Here is a 16,823-nt window from a genome sequence, read left to right on the forward strand (position 1 = left end):
GGGTAATAATTGATATGCATTTGGATAACCTATCCATAACCCGGAAGAAACGAGGCGATAAGCATGTCCAAATTGAACAACAGTCATCAGGAAGCTGTCGAGACGGTTAGAGATTTGATCAAAGGCATTGATACGGCCATGTTAACAACGATTTCGGCCGAAGGACTGGTATCCCGTCCCATGAAGACACAGGAAGTCGAGTTCGACGGAGATTTATGGTTTCTTACCAAGAAGGATACCAGCAAATTCGAGGAAATTCTTCATGACCCGAGGGTTAATGTCATATACGCTGATAAATCCTATGTCTCCATCCGTGGAACGGCCAAGCTTGTGCAGGATGTGGAGAAGAAAAAAGAATTTTGGAATCCCGGCTACGATGCTTTTCTGCAGACCAGCTATGATGACCCCGACGTGATTCTGATAAGGGTCCAAGCCGAAGCGGCTGAATATTGGAAGAGCGGCAACCTGGCCGAGAAAGTGACTTACCTGTTTAAACGGCTAACGAAGCAGGATACGGAGCAATCGAATCTTAATGAGACGATTGATTTGAAGTAGGAGTCCGAGGCGATAATCACACAATGCATAAATGGCCTGATCCGCAAGTAAAGCCGCCGGGAATTTCCCGGCGGCTTTTTGCCGGATTATTCGGCCTTTTCCTTCCCTTGAGCGAGAAGCTTGTCGGCCGCCTGCTGCTGCCGGTATTGTCCGGGAGTCAGCCCCGTCCGGGTCTTAAACATCTTATTGAAATAGCTTACGTTCGCATATCCGATTTCCCGGCAGATCTCCTCAATGGAAAGGTCGAGCTGCTTCAATAGCTCCATAGCCCGCTTCATGCGAAGCTGGATCAAATAATCGTTGACGGTCATCCCTGTGGACTCCTTGAAGATACGGCTTAAGTAGGATGAGCTGCGCTGAACATATTCGGCTACCGTGTCCACAGAAATATTATTATTGAAGTTCGCATCCATATAGTCCGTCGCCAGCTGCAGGGTCACATCCGTCATCTTGGAACGTTTCTCCTTGTGGTAGGTGATGATCCTGCCGCACATGTCCAGCAGGCACTCTTCCATATCGGACAAGGTCTCGGCACGTGCCAGTACATCTGCGTAAGCCGGTCTGTCCCCGAACACTGCGGACATATCGCCCCGGGTCTGGACAAGCGTCTTCATAATTTCCCCGCTCAGCTGGAAGAACAGCTGCTGGATATTGGCCTTCCCTAGCTTCTTGTCAATCACAGTCCGGGTGATCTGCCGAATGGCATTGAAGCATTCCTCTTTATCCGTCTGCAGCAGCGCCTGCAGCAGTTTTGTTTCCAGCTCGTACGGATAATAATAAGCCTCCTCTTCTGATTTCCAGTCGGCGAGAATGTCATAGGACAGAATTTCGCCTTTGCCGATGTACATTTTCAGATTCAGAGCTTCCAAAGTATTCTCGTACGCCAAACGGACCTTTTCTTCTCCTTTGTAAATTGGACTGACGGCGAAGGTCGCGTTCATGCTGTACCGGGTCAGCAGAAGCTGCTTCAGCTTCTTGGCTTGCTCCAGCGGGAATTCGTCGTCGCCCGGAGGAACGGTCAGGAGAATCACCGTCCGCTTCTCATCCTTGGCGAAGATTTCACCATTGATATCGCCTCCCAGCTCTTCCATCAGCCCGTAGCGGAACAAGTGGAATTGGAGGTTGCCATCCGGTCCGTTCAACGGATAAGGCTCCTCCAGCTCAAGAGTCAGCACAGCAAACCGGGTAAAGTCCAGCCGGAGCCCCAGCAGCTCCGCTGCCTGATCTGTACTGCCGCCCTGGATGAGGTCGTTCAAATACTTCTCCTTGATCGCTGTCCGGTTATCGGTAAGAAGGGAATCAGCCTTCCCCTTCTCCGTCATCAGCGTCTCCCAGTTGCGGGCCAGCTGATCGAAGATATGACGGATGAAGCCGGCTTCGTCACCGGCAGGCAGTTGGGAGGCTTCTCCGTCCTTCTGACCGGCTTGGGAGCCGCCAATATAGGAAATTACACTCTGGAGCGGCCGATACAATCTTCTGGACAGGAAAAAGGATAAGGTGAACGCGGCTATCAGATATGCCGCCGCAACCGTGATGACAATGACCTTGATCCGGTCCATTCCTTGCAGAAGAGCGGAACGTTTGGTAATGTCCACGAATCTCCAGCCGGTCAGCTCCGAGGTTGTATAGGAGACGATCCGGTCGGAATCATCAATGTAGAAGCCGCTTGCCCCGGTCAGCCGGCCGGGGTCCAGCTGTTGAAGCAGGGATTCCCCGGCAGCAGCATCGGAATAGAGCAGTTCAGAATCCGGCCCTAAAACAAGGGTGTTGCCTTTTTTATTATGATAATGGCTTAAATAGTCGTCGAATAGCAGCTGAAGCTTCAAATTCATGACGATGGCACCGTCGACTTGACCGATTAAAGGCATTTTTTGAAGCAGACTGGCGGCAGGATGATCCGGCGAAAAGCCGTCTTGCCGTCCGGTAACCCAGATTGTGCGGCTGTCAGAAGGCTGATTCCAGACCTCAATCCAGGAGGTGTCCACGAAGGTGGAGATGGGTGATGCCTTGATCTCGGGACGCGAGGTCAGGATAAGCTCCAAGGGGGCGTAATATAAATAGATGGAATCGATGTAGGGGCTGACCTTCTTCTGTTCTTCCACGAAGCCGGTGAGATCAATGAGGGAGCTGACGCTTAACTTGCTGCCGTTTGTATGATACAGGTAGGACTGGGTCGTAATCATGCCGGTGGCGGCATATTTGATGGCGGTCAGTTCCTTGTGGATGAGCTCCTGCTGCTGTGTCAATATGGATTCGTTGTACGCAATAGCGTTCTGAATGTTATTGTCCGCCGAAATGGAGTAAGTAATGGTGGAAATGAGAATGACGGTGATCACGGCAATGGCAGTGAAGGATAGAAGCAGCTTGACGAACATTGTATTATGTTTGATCGAGCGGTTTCTCAGCAAGGGACTCACTCCACTTCTCTAAGATGATTACGCTTACATATTTAACCAGCGACACAGCGAGGTACAGGGGGATTATATCACAGATGGGTTTTCCGGCAAGGGGAAGACCGAAAAACATATAAAAAAAAGAAAAACATAATCCGATTTCTGGGACAGAAATGGCCAAAAACATAAAAAGAAACGAAAGAGAGGATTGTGTACTTGGGCAGAGCAGGCTATCTTAAATGTTGTAACCGCTACCATAACCCCGGCCGGGAGCTATCGTGAGGATGCGGTCTAATACAGTTTCGATTAGGGGGACATTCTTGTGCAGACTAAACTTAAGAAACTAGGCAATGCCATTATGCCGGTGATCGTTGTGGCAGGCCTGCTTGCAGGGTGCGGCAATGGCGGAGATAACGGGAACAACGCGAACAATGGAAAAAACGCGGCTTCGCCAGAAGCAAGCAAGAGCGCAAACACTGCAAACACTGCAAACACTGAAAAGGCGGCAGCAAAGCCGGTGGAGATTACATGGGGGATTCACTTCCAGGCTCAGGGAGTTGTAGAGGACTCCGCCGTTCAGAAGTGGCTTGAAGAGAAATTCAATGTAAAGATCAAACCGGTGAAAGTGACCGATGCCAGCATCGCATCCGGAGAGATTCCCGACATCTTCATGTTGGGCGATCCCTCCAACGTGTCAGCGTATATGAATCAGGGTGTTCTGATGGACATTGATCCGAACATGCTGAAGGAAAAAATGCCGGAGTATTCCAAAGATATTGAAAAAAACAACGCGCTGTTTCAAACCGTTACTGTAGACAACAAGTTATGGGCCATCCCAATGTTTATTGATCTGAAGCCATATGATCTGGCGATGCTCTGGCGCAAGGATTGGCTGGATAAGGTAGGCATCACAAAGGCTCCGGAGACACTGGATGAGTTCGAGAAGGCAGTCTATGCATTTGCTGAGAAGGATCCGGACGGAAATGGCAAAAAAGATACCTACGGCTTGACGGGTACGGCGACGTCCACCTGGTCATCCGGCTTCTATTCCATCTTCGGTGCGTTCGGCGTGGAACCGACCATGTGGCACGAGAAGAATGGAGAACTGATGAACGGCTCCGTGATGCCGGAAACGAAGGAAGCGCTGGCCAAACTTCGGCAGTGGTATGCCGACGGGGTCATTGACCCTGAGTTTATCACGGATACACAGGATTCCTACCGCAAGAAGCTTTACAATAACCGGATTGGTGTTATTGAGGAGCAGATTGCCAAGGGTGCGCTCCCGACTTCGGGAACCGTGACGGAAATGAAGTCTTTGAATCCTAATTCGGAGCTGGTCTTTGCTAAGAATCCTAAGGGACCTGGTGGTGACGGCTCCTGGGACTGGGGAGTGAAGAGCAACTTTGTCGTCATCAGCAACAAAGTGAAGGATCAACCGGAAAAGCTTGAGAAGCTGTTCGAAATACTGAGAGCAGAAAGCAGTGACGAAGAAACCATCAACATGACCAGCCTCGGGGTGAAGGGCACTCATTGGGACTTCGTTGAGAGCGGAGCCACCTCTGGAGCCACTACGTTCCTGACTGGTTTCGAGAAGCAGGAAGCACGCGATCAGATCGGCGTTAGACTCTTCTCATTCGGTAACATCACGACGCAGGCCTACCGTGAGAAATACTCTAATCCGGATTTGAATGAAGCCATCAAAACCTACTCCTCCGCTCCAAATATGACGGATGCGCTGCTCTTCTCGGCGCTGCCTTCCGATGGCAAATACAAGAATGACCTGACTTCGCTGATGCAAAAATATTTCGCCCAAATCATCAGCGGTGAAATTCCACTCGATGATTTCGATAAGTTCGTTACAGAGTGGAAATCCAGAGGCGGCGATGAGTTGACCAAGGAAGCTAATGAGATGTACCAGGCTCAATTTAAAAAATAAATAAATCCGGTTACGGTGGTTCCGCAAGGGCAAAAAAGGGTTCTTGCGGAAATGAGCCGGTCGGGGTTTCAGGGGAGTGCAGTATGAAAACCATAAGAAAGCATGGAGAACTAATGGCGTTGTTTCTGTTTGCCTTTATCTTCTTCGTCATCTTTAAATATGGTCCGCTCTACGGCGTGATCATTGCCTTCAAGGATTTCCGGGTTGTGGATGGAATATGGGGAAGTCCCTGGGTGGGCTTCCATCACTTTCAGGAATTGTTTCATAGCAGCGACTTTTACCGTCTGCTTAAAAATACGCTCCTTCTGAACATGTACCAGCTGATCTTTGCTTTTCCTGCACCGATCATTCTGGCAATACTCCTGAACGAAGTCCGCTCCCGCGGCTTCCAGAGATTTGTTCAGACGACTATGTATCTGCCCCATTTCGTATCTTGGGTAATCATGTCGGGTCTTCTTATCTATTTTCTATCGCCAACTACCGGAGTTGTAGCTCAAATCGTAGGCTGGTTCGGAATGGAACCTGTCTTTTTCATGGGCAAGAAGGAATACTTCCGGAGCATCATCGTAGGTTCCTCCATCCTGAAGGATCTGGGCTGGGGTTCAATCATTTATTTTGCAGCTTTGTCGGGGATCAACCCCGAAATTCAGGAATCAGCCATTATTGACGGAGCGAACCGCTGGCAGCGGATCATCCGGATCAATATTCCTTCGATCATGCCTACCATTTCGATCATGTTCATCTTGAGTCTCGGCGGGTTCTTAAGCGCAAATTTTGAACAAATCATTAACCTGCTGAATCCGGTCACTTTTGAAACCGGCGATGTCATCGACACTTATGTCTATCGGGTGGGGCTGCAGCAGTTCCAATACAGCTACACGGCGGCTATCGGTCTGTTCAAATCATTTGTGGGGCTGCTGCTCATTCTGGGCGCCAATCTGACCGTGAGGAAAATGAGCCAAGGGGAGAACGGATTATGGTAGAAGCAGGAGGAAGTCAGTCATGAAGGTAAAAAAATGGCAGGATCTTATTGCCCCGGCAATGATCTATTTTGTATTATCACTACTCGCGCTTATCGTCGTTTACCCGTTCATCCATGTTATCGCAGTATCCTTCAGCGGCCGCGGGGAGGCACTCCGCAGCGGCTTCCATTTCATCCCAAGGGACTTCGAATGGAGAGCTTATAAGGAATTGCTGGAGTATCCATTCATCTGGTCGGGCTATGCGAATACTATATTCCGCATGATCGTAGGCACCTTCCTGACGCTGCTGGTCACCGTCTGCGCTGCTTATCCGCTGTCGCGCCCGGATTTTCCGATGAAACGTGTCCTGGTCATGCTCCTGCTGTTCACCATGATCTTCGACGGGGGCATTGTGCCGAATTATCTGCTCATTAAGGAGCTGCATTTGCTGAACTCACGCTGGGTGTATGTGCTGCCTTCGGCAGCTAACGCCTTCCAGGTTCTGGTCATGCTCTCGTTCTTCCGCTCCATTCCGGATGCGCTGATTGAAGCGGCCCGTATCGACGGAGCCAGAGACATTAGGATCTTGTTCCGTATCGTGCTGCCACTCTCCATTCCGTCCCTCGTGACGATCGGGCTGTGGTCGCTGGTTCATCATATCAACGCGTTCATGGACAATCTGCTGTATGTTACCGACCAGTCGAAATTTGTCCTGCAGCAAGTCATAAGGCAAATCCTCATTGAGAATAAGCTGGATCCGTTCACTACGGCAACCAATCTGATGCCTCCTGCACCAGAGAGCCTGAAGATGGCGTCAGTAATCGTATGTTCTTTGCCTGTGCTCATCATTTATCCTTTCTTGCTTAAGTACTTTGAGAAAGGAACAATGATCGGGTCGGTGAAAGGGTAAGCTCCGGGGAACCTCACGGTTCCCTTTCGAATTAAAACCGATAACAAGGAGGCCTGTACTGACATGAAGAGAAAAGCGGTCATTGTCTTTTGGATTATTGCCTTGATAATAGGTTTAACCCCGGGGTTTGTCCCGGGTACGGAGATTCAAGCGGAGGAAGTCCCAAGTCCCGGAGCAGTCTATTTCGTAGCGGAAAATGGAAGCGATTCCAACTCTGGTGTGGAGGCGGCTCCTTTCCGTACCCTGGAGAAGGCCAGGGACACCATCCGCCAGCTGAAGCAGGGCACGGGTCTGCCTGATGGCGGCGTTACGGTTTATTTGAGAGGCGGCACATACAGCCGTACCGCAAGCTTCCTGCTGGAGGAGCAGGATTCGGGGACGGCAGACAAACCGGTCACCTACAAAGCATATCCGGGTGAATCCGTGCGGCTGAACGGCGGCCAGCAATTGGAGAAGTCATGGTTCGCCCCGGTAACAGATCCGGCGGTTCTGAACCGGATCATCAGTCCCGATGCAAGATCTAAGGTTCTGCAGGTCGAGCTGCCGGGGCATGGCATTACCGATTACGGAGTCATGAGCCGTCATGGCTACTACAAAGCCAATGACGTAAGCCAGACTCCCCCCATGGAGCTGTACATTGAAGGCGAAGGGATGACTCTGGCGAGATGGCCCAATAAGGGCACGGTCCAAATGGGCAATATTCTTGATCCGGGACCCACCCGCAAGGATGCCGATCTGCAGACCCGGGGAGGCACGTTCACCTATACCTATGATCGGCCTGAGCTCTGGACCCAGGCGGATGATATATGGCTTGACGGGATTTTCGGCTACAGCTGGGAATGGTCGTACAATAAAATTGCTTCTATTGATACCGAGAACAAGTCGATCACATTAGCTTATGGAGAAATGAGCGGCCTCTTTAAAAACTGGTATCCGGACTTCCATTTCGCCCAGAACCTGCTGGAAGAAATCGACATGCCAGGGGAGTACTACATTGACCGGAGCCAAGGCATCCTGTATTTCATGCCGACAGCCGCCTTCCAGGCAGACAATCCGGAGATCACCGTATCCATGCTGAAGACACCCATGATCAATACGGCCAATACGTCGTATGTAACCTTCGAGGACCTGATTCTGGAGAACGGCAGGGATTCCGGGGCGGTCATCATGGGCGGCAGCCATGTCCGGCTGGTGCACTCTGAGATCCGCAATTTCACCGAAGGAGGCGTACGGATCAATACCCAGAGCCGCTGGTTGTACAATGACTTTGCCAAGGGCTCAGGGGTTAACCATGCCATCGTGAATACGCATATCCATCATGTAGGGGGAACAGGAGTCATTCTGAACGGCGGCGACAGGCTGACGCTTGAGCCGGGCAACAATGTGGTGGAGAACAGCCACATCCATGACTTTGCTTATTATCATAAAGCGTATAACCCTGCCGTAATTCTGACAGGAGCAGGGAACCGCATATCACACAGTGAAATTCATGACGCCCCGCATCCGGGGATCCTGATCTTCGGCAACGACCATGTCGTGGAATACAACAACATCTATGATGTGTGCAAGACGTTCTCGGATCTCGGAGCTATCTACATGAACCTGGGGGCTGCACCACAGGAGCGGGGAACGGTCATCCGGAGGAATTACTTCCATAATATTGGAGAAGGCAAAGCCGGGGTTCAGGGGATCTATCCGGATAACTTCACCATGGGAATCACAATTGAAGAAAATCTCTTCTACAAGATGGGCAATTCAGCCATTCTGAACAACGGGGGCGCTCATGTCCGCACGAAGAACAACATTTTTGTCGATGCCAAGGTTCCGTATGATTATGCGGATCTGTATTTGGGCGACGGTCCGGAGCAGCAAATCTCCAAAAACTATATGCAGCCTTGGCACGCTTTGTTCGAAAAATACAATAACTTCGCCGGCATGCCGCATCTGGTCAAATACCCGGAGCTGGCGGACTTCTTTACAGAGAACCGGTATTATCCGGACACGAACACGTTCCAGAAGAATGTGATCTACAATCCGACAAGAACGATAAGCAGCACGACGAATGCGAATGGTGCTTATGATAAGTTCAATCTGGTCCAATACGCAAACAACTGGGTAACGAAACAGGATCCCGGCTTCGTGAATCTGGCGGGCGGCGATCTGAATCTGAAAACGGATGCAGCGGTATTTGAGCAGATACCGGGCTTCCAGGCGATCCCCTTCAGTGAGATGGGAATCTCAGGTAAGGCAGGCCCTTATCTCGCACCGGATAATATTCCCGTCCAAGGTGTCGTGCTGTATGACGATAGCCTTACCCTCGGCATCGGGAAAACATCTACCCTGTACTCGGCGGTTCTTCCCTGGAACGCCACCAACAATAAACTGCAGTATACCTCCAGTGATCCTTCCGTGGTGACAGTAGATGCCACCGGCAAGCTGAGAGGGGTTAACCTGGGGAACGCAGTTGTTACAGCAGTATCCGCCGACAACCCGCTCTTAAAGGATGAGGTTCAGGTGACGGTCGAAGTCGGTGACGGGATTATAGATGAAACGAATTTCGAGAACGGCCGGAATGGCTGGCCGGCCGATGCCAACCGGAGTATCGTGGAGGCCGACGGCGGCAATCACATGTATAAGCTGCTCAAAGGCGCGACCACGCTGAATGAGAACGACTTCAATAATTACGAGTTGAGCTTCAAGCTGAAGACGCCTCCAGTGATTCCGGAATCGGCCACTTTCTATATATTCGACCGGCTGAATCCGGGCGGCAACGGAGGAAGAATTGGATACCGGAAGTATGCTGACGGAACTTCTTCCTGGATTCTCTACAATGCAGCCTGGGGAACCGTTAAGCAGAACGCACTGTCTGCCCCGGACCTGCTGCCGGATACCGTCTACAACATCAAGATCATCGTCAAGGGTTCGGAAATTAGCGTCTATGCTGACGGCAAGCTTAAGCTGAAGGCCACTGATCCGACCTTTAATCCTTCCGGCAAAGTCGGGTTCTACGCCGGCGGCTTTGACTATCTCTTGTTCGATGACATCAAATTTATGGTCCCGACAAAAAATGTCTCCGGGCTTATGCTCGACAAGAACAGCGTCAATATGGTAATCGATGAACAGACGCCACTGCAGGTCCAGTTCGATCCGTCGGATGCCGAGAATCGTTCCGTCGTCTGGCAGTCTCTTAACCCGGAAATTGCCTCTGTCGATGAGAACGGAACAGTCACCGCACACGCCAAAGGGGAGACTGTTGTCAAGGTAGCCTCCGTTGCCAACCCGGAGGCCACCGCTTCTGCCCGGATTATCGTGTCGGATATTCTTCACTACACAGATTACGATTCGGGAGCGAACGGGTGGCCGGTGGATCCGAACCGCAGCATTGTAACGGTGAACGGAAACAAGATGTACAAAATTCTGAAGGGCGCCTCTGCGCTTCATCCGAAGCTGTTCACGGACTATGATCTGACCTTCAAGCTGAGAACGCCTGCTGTGATGCCGGATCTTGGGACCCTCTATGTGTATGACCGTTCTGTCGCCAGCAATTCAGGCAAGATCGCATACAAGAAATTGGCGGACGGCACTTCACAGTGGATTCTCTACGGTCCAGCCTGGACGGTGCTTCAGACGAAGAATCTTCCAACCCAAGACTTGCAGCCGGATACCGACTATAATCTTCGTATTCTGGTGGATGGCTCCAGCATTCGCGTCTATGTGAACGGAGAACTGAGACTGGAAGGTTCCGATCCCAAACATAATGCTTCGGGAACGGTAGGTTTCTATGTGGGCGGTTTCAGTGAAATGTGGTTCGACGACGTGAAGTTTACGAGGATTGACAAGACCGCACCTGTTAGCACAGCCGTCTTGACTCCGGCGCTGCCTGATGGTGCGGACGGCTGGTATACTCAGCCCGTTACGGTCCAATTGAATACTGCAGATACGGGTACCAGTGTAACGGACACCGTATACAGCATAAATGGCGGAGATACATGGCTGCCTTACCAGGGACCGCTCACCTTTAGCCAAGACGGCCAGTATTCACTGCTTTACCGCTCGGTTGACTACGCCGGAAACAGTGAGGAATCGAAAACCTTGAGCTTCAAGCTGGATAGCAGTGCCCCTGAGTTAACTGTGGCAGAGCCGGCCCCGAAAGCCTATGCGGGGACAGAATCGCTGACCTTGTCTTGGGCGGCCATCGATGCGATGTCCGGGGTGGATTCCGCCAAAACTGTTGCTCGGCTGGATGAGGAAGCCGTAGAGCCGGGAACGCAGGTTCCACTGTACACGCTGGATATCGGCTCTCACACGTTCGCGGTATCCGTCAGCGACAGCGCGGGGAACAGGCAGGAGAGCACAGTGACTTTCTCAACGTATGCCGATGTAAGCTCGCTGAAAGCACTCGTTGGCCTGTTCAAAGAGAAGTCTTGGATAGACAATCACGGGATTGCGAACAGTCTGCTCGTGAAACTTGTACACGGTCAAGTGGAAGCGTTCGTTCATCAGGTTCAAGCCCAAAGCGGCAAGCATATCCAGGCTGAAGCGGCCTCCTATCTGCTGCGGGATGCCAACCATATCCTGCAAGGGATTGGAGCGCAAGATAAACTACAGGATGGGATTCCCGGCTAAAGGGAATTAAACAAAATAAAGCCTTGGACGAAGTTGTCCAAGGCTTTTGTTCGAATATAAGAATAATTATCCTTTTATTTCTCGCTATCTATCTCCCGGGAGCCGAGCGCTTGTACGGGGCGATTGTCATGCGGGAAAATGCCTTCGAATTTGCCGATTTGCTCATCAGACCATTGAACGGGATTTTCCAGGACGATCCACTGTACCCCTTCGGTACATGGAGGTGTGGTGAGTGATCCTTGATAGCGGAACGAGTGAAGGTCTGTTGGAAGCAGCTGGTTCATGTCGAAGACACCCTCAACCGGGACTTCCTGTTCGCTCTCCTCGGAGGGGAGCACAGACCAAAGCTTTTTCAGCTCAACATTTTCGGAGCCTTTAGTGATTAGGACACTCAGCACAGCAAGCGTCTCGTCTTCACTTTTATGGACAAAATGAAGCTCCATATCGGCATGTTTGCCATCTACCTCATGCTCGCTGGGCAGATGGAAATGAAACTGCTGCAAGATATACGTCTTTCCTTCAAGGGTGATACGGTTGTCCTGATTTTTTAGGTTAACCTGGATCGTGTGGCCGTTGTTAATGATAGACACCGGGGACGGCGCATACTCAACCTTGATAGGGGACAGGCTCTCATCATCCTGCACTTTCTCATGAAGAATGTTAATCGGCGACTGGGCCGTACCTGTACTGCAGGTTGTGAACAGTTTATCCAGTTCAGCCCAGTGTTCCGGGGACGTTTCACCTTCATAGGACCAATGCGCAGGGTGGGCGCTTACTGTGGTAGCGGGTTCCTTATTCGCTTCTGCCTCGTTCTTCTGTTCGTTGCTTCCGCATCCCGCCATCACAGACAAGACCATGATGGGAAACAGTATTCGGGACACCTTTTTGTTGATACGCATACGTCATCCTTCTTCCTTTTGGATAGTGGAACATTTTAATTTATATTGTAAATATTGGCACGTTCAGCATCAAGTGAAAAAAGGCTCAAAGTTCTCAAAATGGTTCTAACTATCTAGGCTGCCAGCGAATCCAAGAACTTGCTATCCGAATCGAATATAAATATAACCAGATATTCTAATCCAGTTCGAAGAGGTGGTTTCCAAGTGAGAAGGCAGGCAGGGACAGCTAAAAAACGGAACCTTTCACCCAGACCCCGACCCAAAGACAGCTTGAAGCTTAAGGTGCAGGCACAGATCATTAACTTTGCCGTGATCGGAGATAGTCATGTGGGGTATGGGAACAGCTCGGCTATTTTTAGAAAGCTTTTGCCAAAATCAGTGAGCAGCGGGAATAAGAAGTTTGTGATTTTTGGCGGGGATAATGCCCAGGCAGGAGCCAATCATGGAAATAATGCCGATGCCTTCTACAAGGACTTCAAGGATACGGTTACCAGCACGCTCGGGAGTATTCCTTATAAAGCATCGATAGGAAATTGGGAGGCAAGCACTCAGTCCTTGTTCAAACAATATTTAGGTGCGGTTGCCGGGCAAATGAATTTCCCGGGTACGCAGGCAAAGGTGAAGTATGTATGGCTGGATTGTGCGCTAGGGGCATTCACACCGGAAAGCCTAAATATTCTGAAAAATTTAGACGACCGTTATTATTATATTATTGATTTTCATTGGCCATTGAAAGTGAGCGGGATTACGGTTGCTCCCAGTCATGTGTTAAGCGGGGCAGAGACGAATAAGTTTTTTACGGCGATTCCAGCGAAAGTGAGAGATAAAGTGCTGGCCATATTTACACACCACGGGCATTTGTTTTATCGGAAGCTGGCCAATATTTATCCGGGGTTCCCTTCAACTAAATTCTTCGTGTGCGGATGTTCAGGGGATTATAAATGCAAGCCAAACGGTGACCGGGGGTATTACAACGCCACATTGACCATTAATGGGTCTGCTGTCACTGTGAACGCTTATAAGGTGCCGGTTATGTAGCTCGATTTGGTTTGAAATTCTAATTCGGCAACTTTACTGATTTCGGTACTATTTAGCAGTTCAACCCGAACCCTCTCAAGTTCAGGTAGAGACACATTTTATTGTGTTTTCTACAACAGAATCTTTATAAAATAGCCGGGAAGCAGACTCTATTGCACGAAGTACAGCAGAATGCGATTTACCGGAGAATAATGAGCATTCTGCTGTATAAAGTGCACTCATATGAAAAAAGTCCTCATGCAATTACTGCACACTCAGATTATCCCAATTGATCTGGAACTCCTTCAGCATGCCTTCTTTAGGCAGCTTACCGCCGAGATAACCTTGAATGCTGCTGGATAACTCCTGTGGCATTCCGTTCGGCAGACGCGACCAGTTCCAAGTCAGCGCCTGATCCTTGTCTGTATAGTCCAGCACCTCAGCGCCAAGTGCCCCGAGATCCTCTTCGCTTCCCTTGATGCTGTCGAGCGCAGGGATGAACTGGAATTCCTTGGTGATATATTGCTTGCCGGTCTCCGAGGTAACGAGCCAATCCAGGAAGAGCTTAGCGTCCTCTTTAACCGGGGAGAACTTGTTGACTACCCAGTTGCTTGGCACCCCTACATAGAGCTTATCGTTATCTTCCGGGGTATCGTCAATCGGCATCGGCAGGATGCCCAGGTTAAGATCCGGGTCAATCCCGTCAATCTGGCCTTGGGTCCAGTTGCCCTGCTGCATCATCGCGGCTTCCCCGCTGGCCACCATGGTGACCTGGGTATTATAGTCGGTCGAGAGCGGGTTCTTGTTCCCGTATTCCACCGTCAGGTCAAGCAGGTCGATCCACTTGGAAAAAACCGGGTCTCCGGCGAAGGACTTGGAGCCGTCCGTCAGACCGGCGATGAATGCTTCGGGATCGGGCTGCTGGGCGAAGGCTACGTTCACATTGTGGTTACCGAGCACGAACCATTCCTGATAGCCGTTGGCAAAAGGTGTGATCCCTGCGGCCTTCAGCTTTTCGGCAGCCTCGCGCAGAGCGGCCAGAGTCAGCGGCTTCCCGGTAATTCCGGCTTGCTTGAACAGATCCTTATTATAAATGAAGCCGTACCCTTCCAGATTCATGGGCATGCCGTAGAGCTTGCCATCTACAGTCATTTGTTCGGCAGCCAGTGGCTTCACATCCTTAGCCCAGGCTTCTCCGCTCAGATCCTCCAGATATTCCAGCCACATGTCACGCTCATTGTTGCCGCCGATAGTGAAGATGTCCGGCTCATCCCCGGATGAGAACTTCGCCCTTAGGGAAGCGCCATAGTCGCTGCCGCCGCCGACGCTCTGAATCTCCAGCCGGATGTCCGGGTGTTCCTTCTCGAATTCAGTCTTGAGCGAAGCCAGTGCTTCGGAGATTTCGACCTTGAACTGGTAGATATGCACAGTTTTGATTCCACCCGCATTGTCGCTGCCGCGTCCACAGCCGGCCGTTAGCAGGGCCAGCAGCAGGGAGCATGCGAGGAGAATTCCACGTTTTTTATTCATATTGATTCATCCTCTCTGCCTGAAAAGTCACATGTATCGTCAGCCCTTGACGGAGCCTTGGGCGATCCCTTCAATAATATACTTCTGCATCAGCAGGAAAAAGATGACCACAGGTGTAATCCCGAGCACGAGACCCGGAAGCGCCAAATCCCACTGCTTCGTATATTGCCCGAAGAAGCTGTAAGTGGCGATGGGAATGGTGCGGAGCGATGGGGCCTGCAGAATGAGTGAAGGCATCAGGTAATCGTTCCAGATCCACAGAGTGTTCAGAATAATGACGGTGACGATGATCGGCTGCATCAGCGGCAGTACGATCCGGAAAAAAGTACCGTAGGGACTGCTGCCATCCACCCGCGAAGCCTCTTCAATGTCGATGGGTACCGATTTGACGAAGCCGTGGAAAAGAAAAACGGTCATTGGCGCACCAAACCCCAAATACGCCAAAATCAGACCGGCCGTCGAATCCATTACGCCCAGGCCGCTGACGATCTGCACCAGCGGAATCATGATCGCCTGAAAAGGAATAACCATGGCCGCTACGAGCGCGATATAGAGGAAGCGGTTGTATCTGCTGTTGTTGCGGACCATTTTATAGGCACACATGGAGCAGAGGAAAGCCAGCAGGATATTGCTGATTACCGTGACGACAAAAGAGTTCAGGAAAGCACGCGGGAAATCGGTAGCTTTCCACGCATCGGCGTAGTTGCTCCATTGGAACACGGAGGGCAGCGCAGCGGAATCCGAAAGAATCTCGCTGTAGCTTTTGACCGAATTGGCCAGCAGGAAGTAAAACGGAACCAGAAAAACAAGCGCCAGCACAATCATCAGTAACTCGGCAAACAGCAGGGGGGCACTGAATTTTTTGGCGGTAGTCTCCATTACAGCTCCACCTCTCTTTTCTTGGTTGCACTAACCTGCAGCAGGGAGATGACGGCCACAATGACGAAGAAGACCATTGCTTTGGCCGATCCCATGCCGAACCGGCTGATCGTGTAGGCCTCATTGTAAATATTAAGCGCGACCGATTCGGTAGCCTTGAAGGGGCCGCCTTTGGTCAGCGACAGGTTCAGGTCGAACAGCTTGAAGGACCAGGAGATGGACAAGAATAAGCAAACGGTTACAGCCGGCATCACCAGCGGAATGGTGACATGGCGCAAGGCTTGCATACGTCCGGCCCCGTCCACTTTGGACGTTTCGATCAGGCTCTGCGGCACGTTGTTGATGGCCGAGATGTAGATCACCATCAGATAACCCGCATTTTGCCACACGAAGACGATTACAATAGCCCAGAATGCAGTGGCTTCCGTACCGAGCCAAGGCAGATTAAAGAAGGACCAGCCGGTGGCCTGTCCCATGGAGGCAAACCCTCTAACAAAAATAAACTGCCAGATGAATCCGAGCAGCAAACCGCCAATGACATGGGGGACAAAAAATACCGTTCTCAGCACATTGCGCGTAAATAGCTTGCAGGTCAGCACATAAGCGAGTGTGAATCCGAGCAGATTCGTCAGCACCAGTCCACACAAAGTGAACTTCGCGGTGAACCAGAACGAATTCAGAAACGAAGGGTCTTTGGTGAAAATATGTAAATAGTTCCGCAGCCCGGTCCACTCGACATGCCGTGAGATTCCGTTCCAACTGGTAAACGAATAATAAAGGCCCAAAAAGAATGGAATCAGCACAATAACAAAGAAAAACAGGGAAGTTGGCCCGACAAAAATAAACTGCTGCATCAGGCGTGATCTTTTTTTATGGTCCATCGTTCCTCACCCCTCTGTATAAAGTAAATATTTCATTAAATAACCGGATCACCGATTAACCAAACAAGAAAAACTAGAATTTACCAGATTTCACTCGCTGTTGTGTCAGACAATGGCATTCATTATGGACGGGCTCAAGTGGATAAACAGGGGGAAAAGCCGGTGTTTAGCGGGGGGGAATTAGCGAGAAAACTATAAGCTCTATAATCTAAAAAAAACGGACGAAGAACGTCCC

11 protein-coding genes are annotated in these 16,823 nt (G+C 50.6%); 6 read left to right on the forward strand and 5 right to left on the reverse strand.

Annotation, left to right across the window (positions count from 1 at the left end; all coding sequences use genetic code 11):
• Positions 1 to 63 precede the first annotated feature (63 nt).
• A complete protein-coding gene (locus tag ACAN56_RS19665) occupies positions 64 to 555 on the forward strand; it encodes a pyridoxamine 5'-phosphate oxidase family protein (RefSeq protein ID WP_038587718.1) in 492 nt (163 codons plus the stop codon).
• An 86-nt stretch (positions 556 to 641) separates the two neighbouring features.
• Here the strand turns inward: ACAN56_RS19665 and ACAN56_RS19670 are convergent, their stop codons facing one another.
• Entirely contained in the window at positions 642 to 2,963 is a 2,322-nt protein-coding gene (locus tag ACAN56_RS19670) for a helix-turn-helix domain-containing protein (RefSeq protein ID WP_038587721.1), read from the reverse strand.
• 307 nt (positions 2,964 to 3,270) lie between these two features.
• On the opposite strand from ACAN56_RS19670, the gene ACAN56_RS19675 reads away from it, so the two are divergent.
• The 4 genes from ACAN56_RS19675 (at position 3,271) to ACAN56_RS19690 (ending at position 11,382) form a co-directional block, all read left to right on the forward strand.
• Positions 3,271 to 4,884 carry an extracellular solute-binding protein gene (locus tag ACAN56_RS19675; RefSeq protein WP_038587724.1) on the forward strand — a complete coding sequence of 538 codons (1,614 nt, stop codon included), beginning with the start codon at positions 3,271 to 3,273 and terminating at the stop codon, positions 4,882 to 4,884.
• An 83-nt stretch (positions 4,885 to 4,967) separates the two neighbouring features.
• Complete coding sequence (locus ACAN56_RS19680; RefSeq protein ID WP_038587726.1) at positions 4,968 to 5,867, forward strand: ABC transporter permease; 900 nt, start codon at positions 4,968 to 4,970, stop codon at positions 5,865 to 5,867.
• Between the two features lie 19 nt (positions 5,868 to 5,886).
• Positions 5,887 to 6,756, forward strand: coding sequence for a carbohydrate ABC transporter permease (locus ACAN56_RS19685; RefSeq protein WP_038587729.1), 870 nt, complete (start codon positions 5,887 to 5,889; stop codon positions 6,754 to 6,756).
• 63 nt (positions 6,757 to 6,819) lie between these two features.
• On the forward strand, positions 6,820 to 11,382 hold the full coding sequence (locus ACAN56_RS19690) for an Ig-like domain-containing protein (RefSeq protein ID WP_379145210.1): 4,563 nt from the start codon (positions 6,820 to 6,822) through the stop codon (positions 11,380 to 11,382).
• A 74-nt stretch (positions 11,383 to 11,456) separates the two neighbouring features.
• Here ACAN56_RS19690 and ACAN56_RS19695 read toward each other — a convergent pair whose 3' ends face one another.
• Positions 11,457 to 12,281 (reverse strand): carbonic anhydrase, encoded by an 825-nt coding sequence (locus ACAN56_RS19695; protein ID WP_038587732.1) that lies wholly within the window; start codon positions 12,279 to 12,281, stop codon positions 11,457 to 11,459.
• Between the two features lie 204 nt (positions 12,282 to 12,485).
• Between ACAN56_RS19695 and ACAN56_RS19700 the strand changes: the two genes are divergently transcribed.
• Positions 12,486 to 13,319, forward strand: coding sequence for a metallophosphoesterase (locus ACAN56_RS19700; RefSeq protein WP_038587735.1), 834 nt, complete (start codon positions 12,486 to 12,488; stop codon positions 13,317 to 13,319).
• 243 nt (positions 13,320 to 13,562) lie between these two features.
• On the opposite strand, the gene ACAN56_RS19705 is transcribed toward ACAN56_RS19700, so the two are convergent.
• The 3 genes from ACAN56_RS19705 to ACAN56_RS19715 are packed head-to-tail and all read right to left on the reverse strand — an operon-like array spanning position 13,563 to position 16,588.
• Positions 13,563 to 14,828: an ABC transporter substrate-binding protein gene (locus ACAN56_RS19705; protein ID WP_038587737.1), complete on the reverse strand. Its 1,266-nt coding sequence runs from the start codon at positions 14,826 to 14,828 to the stop codon at positions 13,563 to 13,565.
• Positions 14,829 to 14,867: 39 nt separating this feature from the next.
• A complete protein-coding gene (locus tag ACAN56_RS19710; RefSeq protein ID WP_379145214.1) occupies positions 14,868 to 15,707 on the reverse strand; it encodes a carbohydrate ABC transporter permease in 840 nt (279 codons plus the stop codon).
• Positions 15,707 to 16,588, reverse strand: coding sequence for a carbohydrate ABC transporter permease (locus ACAN56_RS19715; protein WP_379145216.1), 882 nt, complete (start codon positions 16,586 to 16,588; stop codon positions 15,707 to 15,709). Before ACAN56_RS19715 ends, ACAN56_RS19710 begins: the two co-directional genes overlap by 1 nt.
• Positions 16,589 to 16,823 lie beyond the last annotated feature (235 nt).

It is taken from the genome of Paenibacillus paludis, from assembly GCF_042610515.1.
Taxonomy (GTDB): Bacteria; Bacillota; Bacilli; order Paenibacillales; family Paenibacillaceae; genus Paenibacillus_AQ.

Coding starts and splice junctions, on each gene's coding strand:
- ACAN56_RS19685 (WP_038587729.1), top strand. CDS start 5,887: ATGAAGGTAAAAAAATGGCAGGATCTTATTGCCCCGGCAATGATCTAT.
- ACAN56_RS19690 (WP_379145210.1), top strand. CDS start 6,820: ATGAAGAGAAAAGCGGTCATTGTCTTTTGGATTATTGCCTTGATAATA.
- ACAN56_RS19710 (WP_379145214.1), bottom strand. CDS start 15,707: ATGGAGACTACCGCCAAAAAATTCAGTGCCCCCCTGCTGTTTGCCGAG.
- ACAN56_RS19705 (WP_038587737.1), bottom strand. CDS start 14,828: ATGAATAAAAAACGTGGAATTCTCCTCGCATGCTCCCTGCTGCTGGCC.
- ACAN56_RS19715 (WP_379145216.1), bottom strand. CDS start 16,588: ATGGACCATAAAAAAAGATCACGCCTGATGCAGCAGTTTATTTTTGTC.
- ACAN56_RS19695 (WP_038587732.1), bottom strand. CDS start 12,281: ATGCGTATCAACAAAAAGGTGTCCCGAATACTGTTTCCCATCATGGTC.
- ACAN56_RS19665 (WP_038587718.1), top strand. CDS start 64: ATGTCCAAATTGAACAACAGTCATCAGGAAGCTGTCGAGACGGTTAGA.
- ACAN56_RS19680 (WP_038587726.1), top strand. CDS start 4,968: ATGAAAACCATAAGAAAGCATGGAGAACTAATGGCGTTGTTTCTGTTT.